Genomic DNA, 20,056 nt, shown 5'->3' with positions numbered 1-20,056 from the left:
CCGGCGTCGTGTCGAAGATCGTCGAGTAATCGGCGATCTGACGCGCCAGCAAGGATCGTGTCGAAGATCGTCGAGTAAGCGTGGCTCGCCCCGCGGGGGCGAACGAGCCAGAGCCGACAGCGCAAAGGCCGTCCGAAAGGGCGGCCTTTGTCGCGAGAGGAGGGCGGACGCGGAGGCGCAGGCGATCGGAGGCGCAGGCGATAGAGTGAGGAGGCAGTCAGCAAAGCTGCGCATGGCCCTCCTGTCCGGCACCCATTGGCCGATATTGCGCTTGCGTGTCCCGATGAGTGACCTTATCCGTCTCAGCGCCTGCAGGGGTATAGCTCAGTTGGTAGAGCAACGGATTCCAAATCCGTAGGTCGCGGGTTCGAATCCTGCTGCCCCTGCCAGGACGTTCCGCTCTGAAAGCCTATCTTAAGATATCACTCTTAAGCCCGGATTCATGAGCGAATCCGTCGATCCGTCCTCGCCTCCGGCTAGTTCTTCGCGGGCGTCTGATTCCGATGCGGATCCCTCTTTGGTTCGGGCGTTCTCTCGCACATTGGCCGGCCGGGGGACGCTCGCTGTGCTGGCCGTCCTCGTCCTCAGCAGCGTCGCGATGCTGTCGATCTTCACACCGTTGATGCGGTCCGCATTCATCACACAGGCTCAAGAGGATCTTCGGCATCGATCGGATCTGCTGACCCGTGCGATCACCGCGTCAGTCGTCGACGAGGGCCAGTTGACCGAGAAGGTCGCCGTCAGCTTTGCGCACGACCTGCCGCCTCAACTCATCGACATTCAAATCCGCACAAATGCCGGCAGTCCGCTCCTCGACGCCGGGCATGGCAGCGGGTCGCGGGGTGACGCTTTTGACTCTGGCGCATTATCCTCGCCTTCGGATGGAGTGTCAGAGTTCAAGGTTCGCCAGCCGGTCACAAATGAGAATGGCGACCTTTTCGGCACGGCCGAGTTTGCCTGGAACATCGGGCCTGCGCGTGCCGCCGTGGATCAATTGGTTCGGACCGCGTGGCTGATGGTCGGTATTACGATCGCGCTCGGGTCGATCCTCATCGCGTATGTGATCCATCAAACGGTTGCGCGTCCGATCCGCCAAACCGTCGAGGCGATGCAGGATCTCACGGACGACCGTCACGACGTCCCGTTGCCCGAGACCGAAATCGCCGAACTCAAGGCGATGAACCGAACGCTGACCCTGTTCCGTGTCACCTTGCTGGAACGGATCGCCTATGCGCGCAGAAGTGCCGAGGCTGAGGCACGCGCGGCCCAGCTCGAAGCGGAACGCCGTGCGGCCGAGGCAAGGGAAAGGGCCGCGTCATCGGCCGAAGAGGCTCGCTACCGCGCCTCGACCGAAGCCGCGCGGGAGGCCGAAGAGGCCCTGATCGCCGATTTGACGAGGGTTCTTGGCCGCGCCTCGAATGGCGATTTCTCAGTGAGGATGAAGCCGGCCCCCAATGGTGGCGGCGCGGATGTTCCGAACCTCGTCAACGCTTTGCTCGAAAGGGTCGAGATCGGTATTGATGATATCTCCGTCGTCCTTTCCCGTCTGGCCGAAGGCGATGTCCGTGCTCGCATGGAGGGCGAACATAAGGGGGCATTCGCTCGCCTTCAGGACGACGTGAATGCGGCGGCGACCCAGCTCGACGAGGCGCTGGCCGAAGTGTTCCGGCGCGCAACAGATGTACTTGGGGATTCGAGCGATCTCATGGTCGCAGCAACCGATCTCTCGGACCGGACGGAGCGAACCGCACGCACGGTCGCGGAGACGACCAAGGCGCTGGACGGGATGGCGCGTACGATCAAGCAGACCGCGCATCTGGCTTCCGGCGCACGGACATCGGCGTCCGAGGCGGAAGGCGATGCCAGGCAGAGCGATGCCGTTGTCCGCGACGCGATCACTGCAATGGAACAGATCAGGGATTTCTCAGAGAGGATCTCTGCGACCTTGGCAATCATCGACGACATCGCCTTTCAGACCAATCTGCTTGCCCTGAATGCCGGTGTCGAGGCCGCGCGCGCTGGCAATGCCGGGCAGGGCTTCGCGGTCGTCGCCTCCGAGATCCGCGCGCTGGCCAGGCGGGTCGCCATCTCCGCTCACGAGATCGGGGATCTCGTCCACGAAAGCTCGGCCCGGATCGAGGACGGTGTCAGCAGGGTGGACCGCACTGGCGAAACGCTCGAAGCGCTCGGCCGCCGGATCAGGACGATCGGCGGTCAGATCGACGAGATCGCCGACGCTGCCAGCGGCCAGGCCGTTAGCGCCTCGAACATGAACGAAGCGATGGTGGAGATCGACCACGCCACGCAGCAGAACGCCGCCATGTTCGAGGAGACAGCGGCTGCGAACAAGTCTTTGAAGGCGGCGGCATCGCACATGCTCGGGCTCGTATCGAAGTTCAGGACAAGCCTTCGTCAATCGGATGCCGATTGGGCGGGGCCCGCCGAGGGCGTCCAGACTGGCCGGCAAATGGTGCCGCCTTCCGCACCATGATGGTGCTGGAGCGAGAAAGATCGAGCAGAGCGGGGCATGACGTGACGACCTTTTCCTCGCGATTTACGGCATGAGCGCGCCGTCGAACTGCCTCCCGTTTCTCCCGGCCAGGCTGGCATCACCATGAAGAGCCCCAGCCCGTGTTCGGTGACATGCTTGCGCCCAACGAAGATGATCCCGCCTCGAGGTGATCACCGGCATTGCCGGACGTCGCTGTTGGCCGGTGCACAAGAAGCTGGGCATCATGGAGGAGAGCCTCGCGCCCGGCGGGTCCGTTTCGGCCGTCGTCAGGCGCAACGGCGTCGCCCCGACCCTTCTGCTCCGCTGGCGACGCCTGATGGCCGAGGGAGGCGCGATGGCTATGGAAACGATGGCCGTAGAAAAGGACGATCCGGTGGTCGACGCCTCCGAGGTCCGCATCCTTGGCGCCCCGATGTCGACTGTCCGGACGGTTTGCCCGACCTCATGCCACCAACCCAACGAAACGCGCGCAGCGCCTTGTGAAGCAAGAGCGCGGCGACTAAGTCTCCGCCGTCCACAGGCCGCGCGATCCGAAGGAACGCGGCGAGCAGCGCCGTGAAAGGAATGCCGAAGATGACGAACCCGCTTCAGTTCCTGCAACAGACCCGCGGAGAGATCGCCAAGATCACATGGCCCGGCCGGCGCGAGGTCATGCTCACATCGGTGATGGTGTTCATTCTCGCCGTCGTGGCCGCGGCGTTCTTCTTCCTCGTCGATTTCCTGATCCGGACCGGTCTGACGGCGATCCTGTCCGGGTTCTGACCCTGGTCGGAGGTGGCGCCCTTTGCGGATATGGGCGCGGGTGTCCCTTGCAAATGGGCGAATCGCGATGTAGAGGCTCGGCATTCCCGAAGTTTGGATAGCGCGCACCGATGGTTGCGCGCCGTTTCAATTTAGGGACCGAGATGCGGGATATCCCGCAAACCTGCCCGACGGGCGACGAGACGGAGCGGACCTGCGAATGGCGAAGCGGTGGTATTCGGTCAGCGTGCTGTCGAATTTCGAGAAGCGCGTGGCGGAGCAAATCCGCACGGCCGTCGAAGAGCAGGGCCTCGAAGATCAGATCGAAGAGGTGCTGGTGCCGACCGAGGAAGTGCTCGAGGTGCGGCGCGGCAAGAAGGTGACCTCCGAGCGTCGCTTCATGCCCGGATACGTGCTAGTGCGCATGGAGATGTCGGACGAGGGCTACCACCTCATCAACTCGATCAACCGTGTGACCGGTTTCCTGGGTCCGCAGGGGCGGCCGATGCCGATGCGCGACGCGGAGGTCAATCAGATCCTCAACCGTGTCCAGGAGGGCGAAGAGGCCCCCCGCAGCCTGATCACCTTCGACGTCGGCGAGAATGTCAACGTGGTCGACGGGCCGTTCGAGGGTTTCTCGGGCCAGGTCGAGGAAGTCGACGACGAGGCCCAGAGCCTGAAGGTGAGCGTTTCGATCTTCGGCCGGGCGACCCCGGTCGAGCTGAAATTCACGCAGGTCTCCAAGGCCGCGTGACATATCGGGCCCTTGCCTGCGGCAAGGGTACCGGAACCGGACGTGGGAGGGCAGCCAAGGCCAGCCCGAACCACGGCCTCAAGGCCCCTAGGGGCGTGACAGGCAGGGTGGCTCAGGTCACCGCCGAGAAAGGAGAGAGCCGATGGCGAAGAAACTCGTCGGCACGATGAAGCTGCAGATCCCCGCGGGGCAGGCGAACCCGTCGCCCCCGGTCGGTCCGGCGCTGGGTCAGCGCGGGATCAACATCATGGAATTCTGCAAGGCCTTCAACGCCAAGACGCAGGAGATGGAGCAGGGCGCCCCCTGTCCGACGGTGATCCAGTATTATCAAGACAAGTCCTTCACGATGGACATCAAGACGCCGCCCGCGTCCTACTATCTCAAGAAGGCGGCCGGCCTGAAAAACGTCGGCAAGCGCAACCGCCCGCGCGGCGCCGAAAACCCCGGCCGCGAGACCGTGGCGACCGTCACCGCCAAGCAGGTGCGCGAGATCGCCGAGGCGAAGATGAAGGATCTGTCGGCCAACGATGTCGACCAGGCGATGAAGATCATCCTTGGCTCGGCCAAGTCGATGGGCATCGAGGTGAAGTGATGGCGAAGCTCGGTAAGCGCATGAAGGCCGCCCGCGAGGCTATGCAAGGCAAGTCGAACGTCACCGTCGACGAGGCTGTGGCCCTCATCAAGGGCAACGCGAAGGCCAAGTTCGACGAGACCGTCGAGATCGCGATGAACCTGGGTGTCGATCCGCGTCACGCCGACCAGATGGTCCGCGGCGTGGTCAGCCTGCCCAACGGAACCGGCAAGGACGTCCGTGTGGCCGTCTTCGCCCGCGGTCCCAAGGCCGATGAGGCCAAGGAAGCCGGGGCGGATATCGTCGGTGCCGAAGACCTGATGGAGACGGTGCAGTCGGGCAAGATCGACTTCGACCGCTGTATCGCCACCCCCGACATGATGCCGATCGTCGGCCGGCTGGGTAAGGTGCTGGGTCCGCGCAACCTGATGCCGAACCCCAAGGTCGGCACGGTGACGATGGACGTGGCCCAGGCTGTCAAGGACGCCAAGGGCGGACAGGTCCAGTTCAAGGCCGAGAAGAACGGCGTCGTCCATGCAGGCGTCGGCAAGGCCAGTTTCGACGAAGCCAAGCTGCGCGAGAACGTGATGGCTTTCGTGGATGCCGTGTCCAAGGCGAAGCCTGCGGGCGCCAAGGGCAGCTACATGCAGAAGATCGCGCTGACCTCGACCATGGGGCCCAGCGTGACCATCGCCATCGACAGCGCGACGGGCAACGACCCGGCGGCCGAGGCGGCGGAATAGAAAACCGGGCCTCCGGGCCCGCAAGAGATCCGGACATCTCATGCAGGGATGCCGGTTGGCAGGGCGGTCCGCCGCCCTGTCCTGTCCGAGACGGAGGGCTGGGGGAGACCCCGCTAAGTCCTTCCCGAGATGGGACTGCCAAAGGATCCGACCGGCTTGACCGGGCGATCTGGCGGGGTCCCGTAAGGACCCTGAGTGGGTCGGGAAACCGGCCCGAACGAGCTGGGGGGCGACCCCCGAACTTGGAGTGAAACCGTGGATAGAGCCCAGAAGGAGAAGGTGGTCGAGGAACTCGGCCAGATCTTCGAAAGCTCTGGCGTCGTGGTGGTCAGCCGCTACGAGGGCATGACGGTCGCCGAGATGCAGGACCTCCGCTCGCGCATGCGCGAAGCGGGCGGATCCGTGCGCGTTGCCAAGAACAAGCTCGCCAAGATCGCCCTTGAAGGTAAGCCGGCCGACTCGATCAGCCAGTACCTCACGGGCATGACCGTGCTCGCCTATTCCGAGGACCCCGTCGCTGCGGCGAAGGTCATCGACGGCTATGCCAAGGACAACTCCAAGCTGGAGATCCTGGGCGGCGCCATGGGCGAGACGGCGTTGGACCCGGCCGGTGTGAAGACGGTCGCACAGATGCCCAGCCGCGAGGAGCTCATCTCGAGCATCGTCGGCTGCATCGGTGCACCCGCCTCGAACATCGCCGGTGCCATTGGCGCGCCTGCTTCGAACATCGCGAGCATCCTGTCGACCATCGAGGAGAAGGGCGAAGCCGCCTGATCCCCGCATGACTTCGTGGCGGGTTGAACCCGCGCGTCGGACACACATCTACTGATACGGAAATGAGACAATGGCTGATCTGAAAGCACTTGCTGAACAAATCGTGGGCCTGACCCTGCTGGAAGCCCAGGAACTGAAGACCATCCTCAAGGACGAGTACGGCATCGAGCCCGCCGCTGGCGGCGCGGTGATGATGGCCGGTCCGGCCGACGGCGGCGCTGCCGGCGGCGGCGAGGAGCAGACCGAATTCGACGTGATCCTGAAGGCAGCTGGCGGCAACAAGATCGCCGTCATCAAGGAAGTCCGTGGCATCACGGGCCTGGGTCTGAAGGAAGCCAAGGATCTGGTCGAAGCCGGCGGCAAGCCCGTCAAGGAAGGCGTCGACAAGGCCGAGGCCGAGGAGATCAAGGGCAAGCTCGAAGCCGCCGGCGCGGAAGTCGAGCTCAAGTAATCCCGCTTTCGCGAGGATTCTCATGGGGTGGTCCGGGGGTTTCCCGGGCCACCCGCTCCTGTCTCGGAAGAGGGCCATCGGCCCTCTTCCCGGTCAGGAGGTCAGGACGGGGGGCACGCCTGTGGGACGGCGCGCCGGAATTGTCCGACTTCGAAGACCCATTTCAGGTGGCTGGTCCGGTGCCCGACGGACCCGTCCGATGAAAATGAGAGAGAGACCACATGGCTCAGACGCAGGCGTCCTCCAAGCGCATCCGCCGCTATTTCGGCAAGATTCGCGAAGTTCTCGACATGCCCAACCTGATCGAGGTGCAGAAGTCGTCCTACGACCTGTTCCTGCGCTCCGGCGAGGCAGACACCCCCACGGATGGCGAGGGCCTGATGGGCACCTTCCAGTCGGTCTTTCCGATCAAGGATTTCAACGAGACGGCGATCCTCGAATTCGTGAAGTACGAACTCGAGAAGCCGAAATACGACGTCGAGGAATGTCAGACCCGCGACATGACCTACAGCGCGCCGCTCAAGGTGACGCTGCGCCTGATCGTGTTCGACGTGGACGAGGATACCGGCGCCAAGTCCGTCAAGGACATCAAGGAGCAGGACGTTTTCATGGGCGACATGCCACTGATGACGCCCAACGGCACCTTCATCGTCAACGGCACAGAGCGGGTCATCGTTTCCCAGATGCACCGTAGCCCCGGCGTCTTCTTCGATCATGACAAGGGCAAGACGCACAGCTCGGGCAAGCTGCTGTTCGCCTGCCGCATCATCCCCTATCGTGGCTCCTGGCTGGACTTCGAGTTCGACGCCAAGGATCTGGTGTTCTGCCGCATCGACCGTCGCCGCAAGCTGCCGGTGACGACGCTGCTCTATGCGCTCGGCATGGATCAGGAAGCGATCGTCAACACCTATTACGACACCGTCACCTACACGCAGCGCAAGGGCGAGGGCTGGGCCACCAGGTTCTTCCCCGAGCGGCTTTCGGGCAGCCGCCCGGCCATGGACGTGATCGACGCCGCGACCGGCGAGGTCGTGGTGGAGGCCGGCAAAAAGGTTACGCCCCGCCAAGTCAAGAAGCTGCGCGAAGAGGGCAAGGTCACCGAGATCCTCGTGCCCTTCGACGCGATCGTCGGCCGCTTCGTCGCCCGCGACATCATCGACGAGGAGACGGGCGCCATCTACGTCGAGGCCGGTGACGAGCTCACCTGGGAGGTCGACAAGGACGGCGAAGTCTCCGGCGGCACCTTGAAAGAGCTGATGGATGCCGGTGTGACCGAGATCCCGGTGCTCGACATCGACAACGTCACCGTCGGCCCGTACATCCGTAACACCTTGGCCGCGGACAAGAACCTCAACCGCGAGACGGCGCTGATGGACATCTACCGGGTCATGCGCCCGGGCGAGCCGCCCACCGTCGAGGCGGCGCAGACCCTGTTCGACCAGCTCTTCCGGGACAGCGAACGCTATGACCTGTCCGCCGTGGGCCGGGTCAAGATGAACATGCGCCTTGACCTCGACGCCGACGACACCGTCCGCACCCTGCGCGACGAGGACATCCTGGCCTGCATCAAGGGTCTCGTGGAACTGCGCGACGGCCGGGGCGAGATCGACGACATCGACCACCTGGGCAACCGCCGCGTTCGTTCCGTCGGCGAACTGATGGAGAACCAGTACCGCGTGGGCCTTCTGCGGATGGAGCGCGCCATCAAGGAGCGCATGTCTTCCGTCGAGATCGACACGGTCATGCCGCAGGACCTGATCAACGCGAAGCCGGCGGCCGCCGCCGTGCGCGAGTTCTTCGGCTCCTCGCAGCTCAGCCAGTTCATGGACCAGACAAACCCGCTGTCGGAAGTGACGCACAAGCGGCGTCTCTCGGCGCTCGGGCCGGGCGGCCTGACGCGCGAGCGGGCGGGCTTCGAGGTGCGGGACGTGCACCCGACCCATTACGGTCGCATGTGCCCCATCGAAACGCCGGAAGGTCCGAATATTGGCCTGATCAACTCGCTTGCCACCTTCGCGCGGGTCAACAAGTACGGCTTCATCGAGACGCCCTACCGCCGGGTGGAAGAGGCGAAGGTCACCGACGAGGTGGTCTACATGTCCGCCACCGAAGAGATGCGTCACACGGTCGCCCAGGCCAATGCGGCGCTGGACGGCGAAGGCCGCTTCCAGAACGAGCTGGTCTCGACCCGTCAGTCGGGCGATTACACGCTCGGCCCGCGCGAGAACGTGGACCTGATCGACGTCTCGCCCAAGCAGCTGGTCTCGGTCGCCGCGGCGTTGATCCCGTTCCTCGAGAACGACGACGCGAACCGCGCGCTCATGGGCTCGAACATGCAGCGCCAGGCGGTGCCGCTCCTGCAGGCCGACGCCCCATTCGTGGGTACCGGCATGGAGGCGGTCGTGGCCCGTGACAGCGGCGCGTCCATCATGGCGGCCCGCGGCGGCGTGATCGACCAGGTCGACGCCCAGCGGATCGTCGTGCGCGCCACCGAGGATCTGGAACTCGGCGATGCCGGCGTGGACATCTACCGTCTGCGCAAGTTCCAGCGCTCGAACCAGAACACCTGCATCAACCAGCGTCCGCTGGTGAAGGTGGGCGACACGGTGGCCAAGGGTCAGGTTCTGGCGGATGGCCCGTCCACCGACATGGGTGAGCTCGCGCTCGGCAAGAACGTAGTCGTCGCGTTCATGCCGTGGAATGGCTACAACTACGAGGACTCGATCCTGATCTCCGAGCGGGTCGCCCGCGACGACGTCTTCACCTCGATCCATATCGAGGAGTTCGAGGTCGCCGCCCGTGACACCAAGCTCGGGCCGGAAGAGATCACGCGCGACATCCCCAATGTCGGCGAGGAAGCCCTGCGCAACCTCGACGAGGCGGGGATCGTCTATATCGGCGCCGACGTGGAGCCGGGCGACATTCTGGTGGGCAAGATCACCCCCAAGGGCGAAAGCCCGATGACGCCCGAGGAAAAGCTGCTGCGCGCCATCTTCGGTGAAAAGGCCTCCGACGTGCGCGACACCTCGCTGCGGGTGAAGCCGGGCGACTACGGCACCGTGGTCGAGGTTCGCGTCTTCAACCGTCACGGCGTCGAGAAGGACGAGCGCGCGCTCCAGATCGAGCGCGAGGAAATCGAGCGTCTGAGCCGCGACCGCGACGACGAGCGTGAGATTCTCGATCGCAACATCTATGCCCGCCTGCGCGGCATGATCGAAGGCAAGAAGGCGGTGAAGGGGCCCAAGGGCGTCAAGGCCGGCGCGTCGATCGACGCGTCGCTGCTCGACGATCAGCTCAGCCGCGGCCAATGGTGGCAACTCGCCCTCGAGGACGAGCAGGAAGCCCGCGAGATCGAGGCCCTGAACGAGCAGTACGAGGTGCAGAAGCGCGCCATCGAGGCTCGGTTCGAGGACAAGGTCGAGAAGGTACGCCGCGGCGACGATCTGCCGCCGGGCGTGATGAAGATGGTCAAGGTCTTCATCGCCGTGAAGCGGAAGCTTCAGCCGGGCGACAAGATGGCCGGCCGTCACGGCAACAAGGGCGTCATCTCCAAGGTCGTCCCGATGGAGGACATGCCGTTCCTCGCCGACGGCACGCCGGTCGACTTCGTGCTCAACCCGCTGGGCGTTCCCTCGCGCATGAATGTGGGCCAGATCCTCGAGACCCATATGGGCTGGGCCGCGCGCGGCCTGGGCCTCCAGGTCGACGAGGCGCTTGAAGAGTATCGCCGCTCTGGCGACCTGACCCCGGTGCGCGACGCCATGAAGATCGCCTACGGAGAAGAAGCCTACGAAGAGGCCGTCGCGGCTCTCGAGGAAGGTGACCTGATCGAAAGCGCCGAGGCCGTCACGAGCGGCGTTCCGATCGCGACGCCGGTCTTCGACGGTGCGAAGGAAGCGGATGTCGACGATGCGCTCAAGCGGGCCGGCTTCGACACGTCCGGTCAGTCGGACCTGTTCGACGGCCGTTCGGGCGAGAAGTTCAGCCGTCAGGTGACCGTGGGCGTGAAGTACCTGCTCAAGCTGCACCATCTGGTGGACGACAAGATCCACGCGCGGTCGACCGGGCCGTACAGCCTCGTCACGCAGCAGCCGCTGGGCGGCAAGGCCCAGTTCGGTGGCCAGCGCTTCGGCGAGATGGAGGTCTGGGCGCTGGAAGCCTACGGCGCGGCCTACACCCTGCAGGAGATGCTGACGGTGAAGTCCGACGACGTGGCCGGCCGGACCAAGGTCTACGAGTCGATCGTCAAGGGCGAGGACAACTTCGAAGCGGGCGTCCCCGAGAGCTTCAACGTGCTCGTCAAGGAAGTCCGCGGCCTCGGCCTCAACATGGAGCTGCGCGACGCGGAGGGCGGCGAGGAATGACAGGGGACAAGAAGTTCCTCTTCGTCGCGGGCAATGCCAGGAGCGGGACCACGGCAATGGTCCGGCTCCTGAATTGTCACCGTCGCGTCATCATCCATACAGAGCGGTTCCGTCCGCTCTTCGTGAAAGGTGAGTTGAAGCGCGCGCACCTCGAGAAGGAGTCATTCCTTTCGAAGGAACATCGTCTCCCGCAGATGATCCCGACCGATCGGGCGGGCCTGCTGGCTCGTTACGACGATGCGATCTATGTCGGCGACAAGTTTCCGCTGATGTTCAAGGATTTCGACCTGATGGATCGGGAGTTTCCGGGGGTCGAAATCCTGTACATGGTGCGCAACCCCGTATCGGTCGCCAATAGCTACCAGGCCCGGTTCGAGGAGCGGGAGCAGTGGAAACGCAACGCCTTCTTCAGCGTCAAGGAATGGAGCCGCAGCGTCCGGCTCGGACTCGAGCGGATCGAAGGTGGAAAGCGTCTATCCGTCGTTCCTTACGAAGACGCCTTTGCCTCGGCCGAGAACGTCCGGACGATCTTCCGGCATCTCGGTCTCGACCCCGAAGATGCCGATTGGGATCGGATTTCGGACCTGCTCGCCGAGGCGGCGGAGTTGGAGCAGACCTTCGAGGTGCGAAATGACAAATTGCGCCAGCACATCTTCCTGAATGCGGCGATCGGGCCCTACCGCCGGCTTGTGACCGAACATTCAATCTTCAATGCCGTTGCGGCCGACGCCCCCGTTCTGGCCGACGCCCAACCTTCCGGAGTGCAGTGACATGAACCAGGAACTGACGAACAACCCGTTCAACCCCGTCGCGCCCCAGAAGGTGTTCGACGAGATCAAGGTCAGCCTCGCCTCGCCCGAGCGGATCCTTTCTTGGTCCTACGGTGAGATCAAGAAGCCGGAGACGATCAACTACCGGACGTTCAAGCCCGAGCGTGATGGCCTGTTCTGTGCGCGTATCTTCGGGCCGATCAAGGATTACGAGTGCCTCTGCGGCAAGTACAAGCGCATGAAGTATCGCGGCGTCGTCTGCGAGAAGTGCGGCGTCGAGGTGACGCTCCAGAAGGTTCGCCGCGAGCGGATGGGCCATATCGAACTGGCCTCGCCTGTCGCCCACATCTGGTTCCTGAAGTCGCTGCCCAGCCGCATCGGCCTGATGCTGGACATGACCCTGCGCGACCTCGAGCGGATCCTCTACTTCGAGAACTACGTCGTCATCGAGCCGGGCCTCACCGACCTCCAGTACGGTCAGCTCATGTCGGAGGAGGAGTTCATGGACGCCCAGGACGCCTACGGCGCCGACGCGTTCAGCGCCAATATCGGCGCCGAGGCGATCCGTGAGATGCTCGCCAATATCGACCTCGAGGCCGAAGCGGCCCAGCTGCGCGAGGATCTCAAGGAGGCGACCGGCGAGCTGAAGCCGAAGAAGATCATCAAGCGGCTCAAGATCGTCGAGAACTTCATCGAGTCGGGCAACCGTCCCGAATGGATGATCCTGACCGTGATCCCGGTCATCCCGCCGGAATTGCGCCCGCTCGTCCCGCTGGATGGCGGCCGCTTTGCGACGTCCGACCTCAACGACCTGTATCGCCGGGTGATCAACCGGAACAACCGCCTCAAGCGGCTGATCGAGTTGCGCGCGCCCGACATCATCGTCCGCAACGAAAAGCGGATGCTGCAGGAATCCGTGGACGCGCTCTTCGACAATGGCCGCCGTGGCCGCGTCATCACCGGCGCCAACAAGCGTCCGCTCAAGTCGCTGTCCGACATGCTCAAGGGCAAGCAGGGCCGGTTCCGTCAGAACCTGCTCGGCAAGCGCGTCGACTTCTCGGGCCGGTCGGTCATCGTGACCGGGCCGGAACTGAAGCTGCATCAATGCGGCCTGCCCAAGAAGATGGCGCTCGAGCTCTTCAAGCCGTTCATCTACTCGCGGCTGGAGGCCAAGGGCCTGTCCTCCACGGTCAAGCAGGCCAAGAAACTGGTCGAGAAGGAGCGTCCCGAGGTCTGGGACATCCTCGACGAGGTCATTCGTGAGCATCCGGTCCTTCTGAACCGCGCGCCCACGCTGCACCGTCTTGGCATCCAGGCCTTCGAGCCCGTGCTGATCGAAGGCAAGGCGATCCAGCTTCACCCGCTGGTCTGCTCGGCCTTCAACGCCGACTTCGATGGCGACCAGATGGCCGTGCACGTTCCCCTGAGCCTCGAGGCCCAGCTTGAAGCGCGCGTCCTGATGATGTCGACCAACAACGTGCTGTCGCCCGCCAACGGCGCGCCGATCATCGTGCCGTCGCAGGACATGGTCCTGGGCCTCTACTACGTCACGATGGAACGCGAGGGCATGAAGGGCGAGGGCAGCGTCTTCGCCTCCGTCGACGAAGTCGAGCATGCGCTCACCGCCGGCGAGGTGCACCTGCATGCCAAGGTCAAGGTCCGCATGCCGCAGATCGACCACGAGGGGCAGGAAGTCTTCCGCGTGTTCGAGACGACGCCCGGCCGGGCCCGCCTCGGCGCGCTCCTGCCGCTCAACGCCAAGGCACCGTTCGATCTGGTCAACCGCCTGCTTCGCAAGAAGGAGGTGCAGCAGGTCATCGACACCGTCTACCGCTATTGCGGCCAGAAGGAGTCGGTCATCTTCTGCGACCAGATCATGTCGCTCGGCTTCCGCGAGGCGTTCAAGGCCGGCATCTCGTTCGGCAAGGACGACATGCTGATCCCCGACACCAAGTGGACGATCGTCGACGAGACGCGCGACCAGGTTAAGGAGTTCGAGCGTCAGTACATGGACGGCCTGATCACCCAGGGCGAAAAGTACAACAAGGTCGTGGACGCCTGGTCGAAGTGCAACGACAAGGTGACCGAGGCCATGATGTCGGCGATCTCGGCCGTCCGTAAGGACGAGAACGGCGCCGAGGCGGAACCGAACTCGGTCTACATGATGGCCCATTCGGGCGCCCGGGGCTCGGTCACGCAGATGAAGCAGCTCGGCGGGATGCGCGGCCTGATGGCCAAGCCGAACGGCGACATCATCGAGACGCCGATCATCTCGAACTTCAAGGAAGGCCTCACCGTGCTGGAGTACTTCAACTCCACTCACGGCGCGCGGAAGGGTCTGTCGGACACGGCGCTCAAGACGGCGAACTCGGGTTACCTGACCCGCCGTCTGGTCGACGTGGCGCAGGACTGCATCGTCCGAGAGGAGGATTGCGGCACCGAGAACGCCATCACTGCCGCGAATGCCGTCAATGACGGCGAGGTCGTCGCCACCCTGGCCGAGCGTGTGCTGGGCCGGGTCGCGGCCGAGGACGTGACCGCGGTCGGCTCCGACGAGGTGATCGTGGCCGAGGGCGAGCTCATCGACGAACGCAAGGCCGACCTCATCGATCAGGCCAACATCCAGTCGATGCGCATCCGCTCGCCGCTGACGTGCGAAAGCGAGGATGGCGTCTGCGCCCAATGCTACGGCCGCGACCTGGCCCGGGGCACCCGGGTGAACCTGGGCGAGGCGGTGGGCATCATCGCCGCCCAGTCGATCGGCGAGCCGGGCACCCAGCTGACGATGCGGACCTTCCACATCGGCGGCGTCGCCCAGGGCGGCCAGCAATCCTTCATGGAGGCCACGGCCCCCGGCAAGGTGCGCTTCGACAACGCCAACACCCTGGTGAACGAGGCCGGCGAAACGCTGGTGATGGGCCGCAACATGCAGCTCGTCATCGTCGACGCCGACAGCGGAGAGGAGCGGACGTCCCACAAGCTGGGCTACGGCACGCGGCTCTTCGTCAAGGATGGCGCTTCGGTGGACCGGGGCGACAAGCTCTTCGAGTGGGATCCGTTCACGCTGCCGATCATCGCCGAAGCCGATGGCAAGGCGAAGTTCGTCGACCTGTTCGACGGCATCTCCGTGCGTCAGGAAACCGACGATGCGACGGGCATGACCCAGAAGATCGTCAGCGACTGGCGCTCGGCGCCCAAGGGCAGCGATCTCAAGCCCGAGATCCTGATCGTGGGCGAGGATGGCGAACCCGTGCGCAACGAGGCGGGCAACCCCGTCACCTATGCGATGTCGGTGGACGCGATCCTGTCGATCGAGGACGGCCAGCAGCTCAAGGCAGGCGACGTCGTGGCGCGGATCCCGCGGGAAGGCGCGAAGACCAAGGACATCACCGGCGGTCTGCCGCGTGTGGCCGAACTCTTCGAGGCGCGCCGTCCCAAGGACCACGCCATCATCGCCGAGATCGACGGCACCGTGCGCTTCCAGAAGGACTACAAGAACAAGCGTCGCATCCAGGTCGTCCCCTCGGACGAGACGCTGGAGCCCGCCGACTACATGGTCCCCAAGGGCAAGCACATTCCGGTCCAAGAAGGCGATTTCGTCCAGAAGGGCGACTACATCATGGACGGCAATCCGGCGCCGCACGACATCCTGCGCATCATGGGGATCGAGGCCTTGGCCGACTACCTCATCGACGAGGTGCAGGACGTCTACCGGCTGCAGGGCGTGAAGATCAACGACAAGCACATCGAGGTGATCGTCCGCCAGATGCTCCAGAAGTACGAGGTACTCGACAGCGGCGACACGACGCTGCTGAAGGGTGAGCATATCGACAAGATCGAACTCGACGAGGCCAACGCCAAGGCCGAAAAGCGGGGCGACCGTCCCGCCCATGCCGAGCCGATCCTGCTGGGCATCACCAAGGCGTCGCTCCAGACGCGCTCGTTCATCTCCGCCGCCTCCTTCCAGGAGACGACGCGCGTGCTGACCGAAGCGTCCGTCCAGGGCAAGCGCGACAAGCTCGTGGGTCTCAAGGAAAACGTCATCGTCGGCCGCCTCATCCCGGCGGGCACCGGTGGCGCGACCCAGCAGGTCCGCAAGATCGCCACCGACCGCGACAATGTCGTGATCGAGGAGGCCCGCGCCGAGGCCGAGAAAGCCGCCGCGCTGGCCGCGCCGACCCAGAGCGCCGACGACGTCTTCGGTGAAGATCAGAGCGTCGAGACGGTCGAAAACGACTGATCGCCCGGATCACGCGATGAAATCGACCCCCGCGGATGCCAATCCGCGGGGGTCTTTTCGTTTTCAGGACGGGCAGACCAGGATCCGGATGATGCCAGATCGTCTTACTTTGCTGAGGGCTGGCACCGTCGCCCCTTCCGCTGCCATGACGGCCTGCTCGGTGGGCTGAGCGGATGTTCTACGACGATGTCTCCGCGCCCGCCGCGCTCTTCCTGATCGCCTTGGGGGGCGCGTTCCTCGCCATCGCCTGGCAACTTCGCGCCCGGATGCGGACCTTCGACCGCGACGGCAGGCGATGCATGGCCGAAGTCATCCACTTCGATCGCAGGAAGGTCGGGAGACGCAACAGCACCTACACCTACCTTCCGACCTTCCGCTTCACGGATGCGTCCGGTACCGTCCGAGAGGCCTGCTCGACGCTCCTGCGTCTCGACTACGACTTTGAGATCGGCTCACGGCGAGAGATCATTTACGCCGATGGCGAGGATCGCGTAATCCTCGCCGCCCATCGCCGGAGCGGCTCGCTCTCCTGGATCGTCTTCGGCCTGTTCGGCCTCGGGATCGCCATGGCCGGCCTGCTCGCGCTGACTTCGTGACCACGCCTCCGACGACGGGCGCGCGCCGACCTCACTCGTCCCACCACCACCAGGCCGCGACCCACGTTGCCCCGTAGATCGCCGCGAAGGCCAGCCACCCGTCTGCGACGCTCCACCAGACCCAGACATCGGTTTCCTGCGTCCGCCAGATTACCTCGTTCGCCCCCGCGAAGAGCAGCAGCACCCCGGCCCAGACCAGATGCAGCGCCGGCCAGGCGCGGGGCACCAGGTCCAGCTTCTGTCCCAGCGTGCGCGCCAACAGCGGCGGCCGCATCAACGCGCCCGCCGCGACGAACAGCGCAAAGGCCGCATAGCCCACCGTCGAGCGGATCTTGAGGAAGCGTTCGTCCTCCAGCAGCCAGCCCACCGCCAGCAGCGCGAACATCAGCACCACGGACGCCACCGCCAGCAGGGGGACCTCCCGCTCCGTGCGCCATAGCAACACGACCGCCATGACCGCCGCCACGGTTGCCGCCGCCGTTGCCGCGAACAGACCCGCCGCCGCATTCACCGCCACGAAGACGATCCCCGGCAGCAATTCGAGCGCCAGTCTGCGATCCATGGCCCCATCCCGGACTTGCCCGACCCCCGATGCCATGCCACGCCTCGCCCATGACCGCCAACCAGATCATCGGCGTCCTGCGCTTCTCTTACCCGGCGAAAGAGGGCTTCTCCGTCTCCGGCCTCTCCGAGACCGATCTCGAAGCCCATCTCTACGAGCCGGAGCGGATCGCCCGGCGGTTCGAATATCTCGAGACGATCACGCTCCCCTCGCTCGCCGCGCAGACCGACCGCGACTTCCGCTGCGTGATCCTGACCGGCAGCACCATGCCGTTCCGCCACCGCAAGCGCCTGCGCGAGCTCGAGGCGCGCCACGACTTCCTGAAGGTCTGCGTCATGGACCGGATGGGCGCGCTGGCGGCCGCCAAGCGCAGCTTCCGCCGCGGCATCGTGGGCGAGCCGACGCATGTCACCGGCTTCCGCATCGACGACGACGATGCGGTCGCCACCGACTACATTGCCCGCACCCGCGACCTGGCGGATCGGGCGCTCGCGGCTGGCCTCGCCGACCGCCCAACCGTCATCGCCTTCTCACGCGGCGTCTACTGGGACATGCATGACCCGGCGCAGCCCTTCTGGGACTTCCGCGAGGCGCAGCCGCTGGGCCTCGCCTGCGCGATGATCACAACGGCCGACCTGCCGACCTGCATCTACCGCTACAACCACCGCCGGCTGCCCTGCCACGTCCCCACCCTGATGGAGCCAGAGGGCATCGCCTTCCTGCGCACCCTGCACGGGCACAACGATTCCGGCCGCTCGATTCCGCCCCATGCGCAGAAGATCCGCACCCGGCAAGGCCGCAAGCTCCTGACCGAACGGTTCGGCCTCGATGCCGGGGCCGCGTTGGCACTCATGCCCGCGCCGCCGCTGGCGGACGACGCATGAGCCGCCGTCGCCCCAAATGGGGACTCCGCCGATGACCGAGAACCTTCGCGGCGCGCTCTTCATGATGGGGTCGATGGCGACCTTCACGCTGAACGACGCCTGCATCAAATGGCTGGCCGAGGGATTGCCCACCTTTCAGGTCGTCGTCCTGCGCGGACTTGCGGCGACCGCCCTGATCGCGCTCCTGGCGCATCTGACCGGCGCGCTGTCCCGTCCGATCCCGGCGGCGGACCGGGCCGAGGTCGCGGGCCGGTCCGTGGCCGAGGTCGCGGCCTTCCTCCCCTTCGTGCTGGCCCTGACGCATATGCCGCTCGCCAACATCACCGCGATCTTGCAGGCCCTGCCGCTGACGATCACGGCCGCCGGCGCGCTCTTGCTGGGGGAACGCGTGGGATGGCGCCGCTGGACGGCGATCGGCGTCGGGCTCGCGGGCGTGCTTCTGATCGTCCGTCCGGGGGCCGAGGGCTTCAACGCGTGGTCGCTCCTCGCGGTCCTCTCTGTCATCATCATCACCGCGCGCGACCTGATCACACGGCGCCTGTCGCCCGAGGTGCCCAGCCTCAAGGTCGCGATCTTCACCGCCGGGGGCGTCACGGGGCTGGGGGCCATCGTGTCGCTGGGCGAGCCATGGCAGCCGGTTACGCCGGGGCAGGGGGCGCTGATGCTGCTCGCGGCGGGTTTCGTCTTTGGCGGCTACCTCTTCTCGATCCTGGCGATGCGGCACGGAGAAGTCGCGGTGGTCACGCCCTTTCGCTATACCGCGATAATCTGGGGCCTCCTTCTGGGCGTCACCGTCTTCGGAGAACGGCCCGATGCCCTGACGCTGACCGGGGCGACGCTGGTCGCCGCCACCGGTCTCTATACGCTCTGGCGCGAGACGCGCGCGCCTGTGCCCCGCCCGGTCGCGCCCCGCTGAAGCGGGCCGGAGATCCGCTTTGCGCACGGCTGGCCGGGCCGGGAGCCTTCACCTGGTCTGCTGCCGCTCGTCTCTCGATTGACCAGCCCATGTACCCGCCGTCCTGAAGCCAGGACACACCCGCGATCAGCATCCTGACCAAATCCGCCAATCTCAACGTGCTCTCTCATTCTGCCTCAAATAGCCCGGGGTCCGGAGCAGAGTCCCGGCCGACCTCTCATCCGAGCGCGACATTAAGAACCCCTCGTAGAGCCCGGAAAAGAGGAACGAATTTTCTCCAGTTCCAACCCGAACCGCCGCTCCAGATCGCGCCGCTCCTCGTCGGTCGGCGGGCGCAGCCGGGCGGCGTCGGGGCGGCTGTCGTTCCAAGCGTCGATCCCACGCAGCCACATCGGGGCGTCGGTCATCGACAGGACCGGCATCAGCGACGGCAACTTGTGGTGAGGAAAATGCACGCAGGTGCGCCGGATCGAGGGGTCGAGGAACAGTGCCTGCGCTACGCCCAGGCAGGCACGCATCTGCGGCTCGATCAGCGGCCCCTCCGGCGTCAGCGCCAGCCCGTAACCGCGGTTGAAGTCGAGGCACAGCCGTCGATGCCGCTCCCAGAGCGGTCGGACTTGCCCAAAGAGTTCCCGTGCCCGCGCGATGAACCGGCGTCCGACGCCGTCATCGTCATCCATGCGAAACTGCATCGCCGGAGGCCCGTCCGGATCGAGCCGCGCATTGACGGTCTCCTCCATCGCGTGACGCTGGTTCATCGACGGATGCCGGACCAGTTCCGCTTGGGGCAGGGCGGCGACCAGTTTTTCCAGCCGGCCGAGCCAGGGCTGGGGCAGCGCCTCCCCGGTGACGACCAGCAGACGGAAATCCGCATCCTCCTGCGCGGCGAGCGTGCGCAGGGTGACGTGCTCCAGGCTGCGCAGACGCGCCTCCAGCCGCTCTGGCGCCCAGAGTGCCGCGACGCGCGCCTCCACGGTTTCGTGCCCGCTCTGAAAGCCGCCGAGGCCCGGATAGGCAAAACGTGTCAGCCCGATGATCTGCAGTTCCGTCATGCCCGGACGCTGCCCGCGCGCCGCGCGGTCCGCAAGCGCCTCCCGGTCCGGCCGGGTGTTCCCCTGCTTCTTCTCGGCCCAAATACTCCCGCCGGAGGCCCGGATCGGACGGGGCTCGATGCCCCG

At 65.3% G+C, this 20,056-nt stretch carries 16 protein-coding genes and 1 tRNA gene; 15 read left to right on the top strand and 2 right to left on the bottom strand.

Going from position 1 to position 20,056, the window contains the following annotated elements; genetic code table 11:
• The first annotated feature begins 313 nt into the window (after positions 1-313).
• The 13 genes from jaqu_RS14950 (at position 314) to jaqu_RS14890 (ending at position 16,516) form a co-directional block, all read left to right on the top strand.
• A tRNA-Trp gene (locus jaqu_RS14950) sits at positions 314-389 on the top strand.
• Positions 390-517: 128 nt separating this feature from the next.
• Positions 518-2,491, top strand: a complete 1,974-nt coding sequence (locus jaqu_RS20765; RefSeq protein WP_161793879.1) for a methyl-accepting chemotaxis protein — start codon at positions 518-520, stop codon at positions 2,489-2,491.
• Positions 2,492-2,678: 187 nt separating this feature from the next.
• Positions 2,679-3,071 (top strand): transposase, encoded by a 393-nt coding sequence (locus tag jaqu_RS22415; RefSeq protein WP_043919802.1) that lies wholly within the window; start codon positions 2,679-2,681, stop codon positions 3,069-3,071.
• Between the two features lie 14 nt (positions 3,072-3,085).
• Positions 3,086-3,274 carry a preprotein translocase subunit SecE gene (secE, locus tag jaqu_RS14935; protein ID WP_043919805.1) on the top strand — a complete coding sequence of 63 codons (189 nt, stop codon included), beginning with the start codon at positions 3,086-3,088 and terminating at the stop codon, positions 3,272-3,274.
• A 199-nt stretch (positions 3,275-3,473) separates the two neighbouring features.
• Positions 3,474-4,007, top strand: coding sequence for a transcription termination/antitermination protein NusG (gene nusG / locus jaqu_RS14930; RefSeq protein WP_043919801.1), 534 nt, complete (start codon positions 3,474-3,476; stop codon positions 4,005-4,007).
• A gap of 142 nt (positions 4,008-4,149) precedes the next feature.
• Entirely contained in the window at positions 4,150-4,599 is a 450-nt protein-coding gene (gene rplK, locus jaqu_RS14925) for a 50S ribosomal protein L11 (RefSeq protein ID WP_043919800.1), read from the top strand.
• Positions 4,599-5,321, top strand: coding sequence for a 50S ribosomal protein L1 (gene rplA / locus jaqu_RS14920; RefSeq protein WP_043919799.1), 723 nt, complete (start codon positions 4,599-4,601; stop codon positions 5,319-5,321). Before rplK ends, rplA begins: the two co-directional genes overlap by 1 nt.
• Before the next feature lie 255 nt (positions 5,322-5,576).
• Positions 5,577-6,095 carry a 50S ribosomal protein L10 gene (gene rplJ, locus jaqu_RS14915; RefSeq protein WP_043919798.1) on the top strand — a complete coding sequence of 173 codons (519 nt, stop codon included), beginning with the start codon at positions 5,577-5,579 and terminating at the stop codon, positions 6,093-6,095.
• A gap of 70 nt (positions 6,096-6,165) precedes the next feature.
• Complete coding sequence (rplL, locus tag jaqu_RS14910; RefSeq protein WP_043919797.1) at positions 6,166-6,546, top strand: 50S ribosomal protein L7/L12; 381 nt, start codon at positions 6,166-6,168, stop codon at positions 6,544-6,546.
• A gap of 221 nt (positions 6,547-6,767) precedes the next feature.
• Positions 6,768-10,910, top strand: a complete 4,143-nt coding sequence (rpoB, locus tag jaqu_RS14905) for a DNA-directed RNA polymerase subunit beta (RefSeq protein WP_043919796.1) — start codon at positions 6,768-6,770, stop codon at positions 10,908-10,910.
• Positions 10,907-11,680 carry a sulfotransferase family protein gene (locus jaqu_RS14900; RefSeq protein ID WP_043919795.1) on the top strand — a complete coding sequence of 258 codons (774 nt, stop codon included), beginning with the start codon at positions 10,907-10,909 and terminating at the stop codon, positions 11,678-11,680. The genes rpoB and jaqu_RS14900 overlap by 4 nt, the downstream gene beginning before the upstream one ends.
• A 1-nt stretch (position 11,681) precedes the next feature.
• The gene (gene rpoC / locus jaqu_RS14895; RefSeq protein WP_043919794.1) at positions 11,682-15,920 is read left to right on the top strand and encodes a DNA-directed RNA polymerase subunit beta'; all 4,239 of its coding nucleotides are present in this window, start codon (positions 11,682-11,684) and stop codon (positions 15,918-15,920) included.
• 173 nt (positions 15,921-16,093) lie between these two features.
• Positions 16,094-16,516, top strand: a complete 423-nt coding sequence (locus tag jaqu_RS14890) for a DUF3592 domain-containing protein (protein WP_043919793.1) — start codon at positions 16,094-16,096, stop codon at positions 16,514-16,516.
• 31 nt (positions 16,517-16,547) lie between these two features.
• Here the strand turns inward: jaqu_RS14890 and jaqu_RS14885 are convergent, their stop codons facing one another.
• A complete protein-coding gene (locus jaqu_RS14885) occupies positions 16,548-17,078 on the bottom strand; it encodes an inner membrane-spanning protein YciB (RefSeq protein ID WP_052500998.1) in 531 nt (176 codons plus the stop codon).
• Positions 17,079-17,128: 50 nt separating this feature from the next.
• On the opposite strand from jaqu_RS14885, the gene jaqu_RS14880 reads away from it, so the two are divergent.
• Together jaqu_RS14880 and jaqu_RS14875 are read left to right on the top strand one after the other, a co-directional pair.
• Positions 17,129-17,962, top strand: a complete 834-nt coding sequence (locus jaqu_RS14880) for a glycosyltransferase (protein ID WP_043919792.1) — start codon at positions 17,129-17,131, stop codon at positions 17,960-17,962.
• A gap of 31 nt (positions 17,963-17,993) precedes the next feature.
• A complete protein-coding gene (locus jaqu_RS14875) occupies positions 17,994-18,878 on the top strand; it encodes a DMT family transporter (RefSeq protein WP_043919791.1) in 885 nt (294 codons plus the stop codon).
• A gap of 233 nt (positions 18,879-19,111) precedes the next feature.
• On the opposite strand, the gene jaqu_RS14870 is transcribed toward jaqu_RS14875, so the two are convergent.
• A partial coding sequence (locus jaqu_RS14870) for a glycosyltransferase (protein WP_052500997.1) occupies positions 19,112-20,056 on the bottom strand: 945 nt, incomplete at its 5' end.

Origin of the sequence: Jannaschia aquimarina, from assembly GCF_000877395.1 — a bacterium.
GTDB lineage: Bacteria > Pseudomonadota > Alphaproteobacteria > Rhodobacterales > Rhodobacteraceae > Jannaschia > Jannaschia aquimarina.
Note: the sequence above shows the minus strand (reverse complement) of the source record. Positions and strands in the feature narration are given on the sequence as shown.

Coding starts and splice junctions, on each gene's coding strand:
- rpoB (WP_043919796.1), top strand. CDS start 6,768: ATGGCTCAGACGCAGGCGTCCTCCAAGCGCATCCGCCGCTATTTCGGC.
- nusG (WP_043919801.1), top strand. CDS start 3,474: ATGGCGAAGCGGTGGTATTCGGTCAGCGTGCTGTCGAATTTCGAGAAG.
- rpoC (WP_043919794.1), top strand. CDS start 11,682: ATGAACCAGGAACTGACGAACAACCCGTTCAACCCCGTCGCGCCCCAG.
- rplK (WP_043919800.1), top strand. CDS start 4,150: ATGGCGAAGAAACTCGTCGGCACGATGAAGCTGCAGATCCCCGCGGGG.
- jaqu_RS14900 (WP_043919795.1), top strand. CDS start 10,907: ATGACAGGGGACAAGAAGTTCCTCTTCGTCGCGGGCAATGCCAGGAGC.
- rplL (WP_043919797.1), top strand. CDS start 6,166: ATGGCTGATCTGAAAGCACTTGCTGAACAAATCGTGGGCCTGACCCTG.
- jaqu_RS14875 (WP_043919791.1), top strand. CDS start 17,994: ATGACCGAGAACCTTCGCGGCGCGCTCTTCATGATGGGGTCGATGGCG.
- jaqu_RS14880 (WP_043919792.1), top strand. CDS start 17,129: ATGACCGCCAACCAGATCATCGGCGTCCTGCGCTTCTCTTACCCGGCG.
- rplA (WP_043919799.1), top strand. CDS start 4,599: ATGGCGAAGCTCGGTAAGCGCATGAAGGCCGCCCGCGAGGCTATGCAA.
- jaqu_RS14885 (WP_052500998.1), bottom strand. CDS start 17,078: ATGGATCGCAGACTGGCGCTCGAATTGCTGCCGGGGATCGTCTTCGTG.
- secE (WP_043919805.1), top strand. CDS start 3,086: ATGACGAACCCGCTTCAGTTCCTGCAACAGACCCGCGGAGAGATCGCC.
- jaqu_RS14890 (WP_043919793.1), top strand. CDS start 16,094: ATGTTCTACGACGATGTCTCCGCGCCCGCCGCGCTCTTCCTGATCGCC.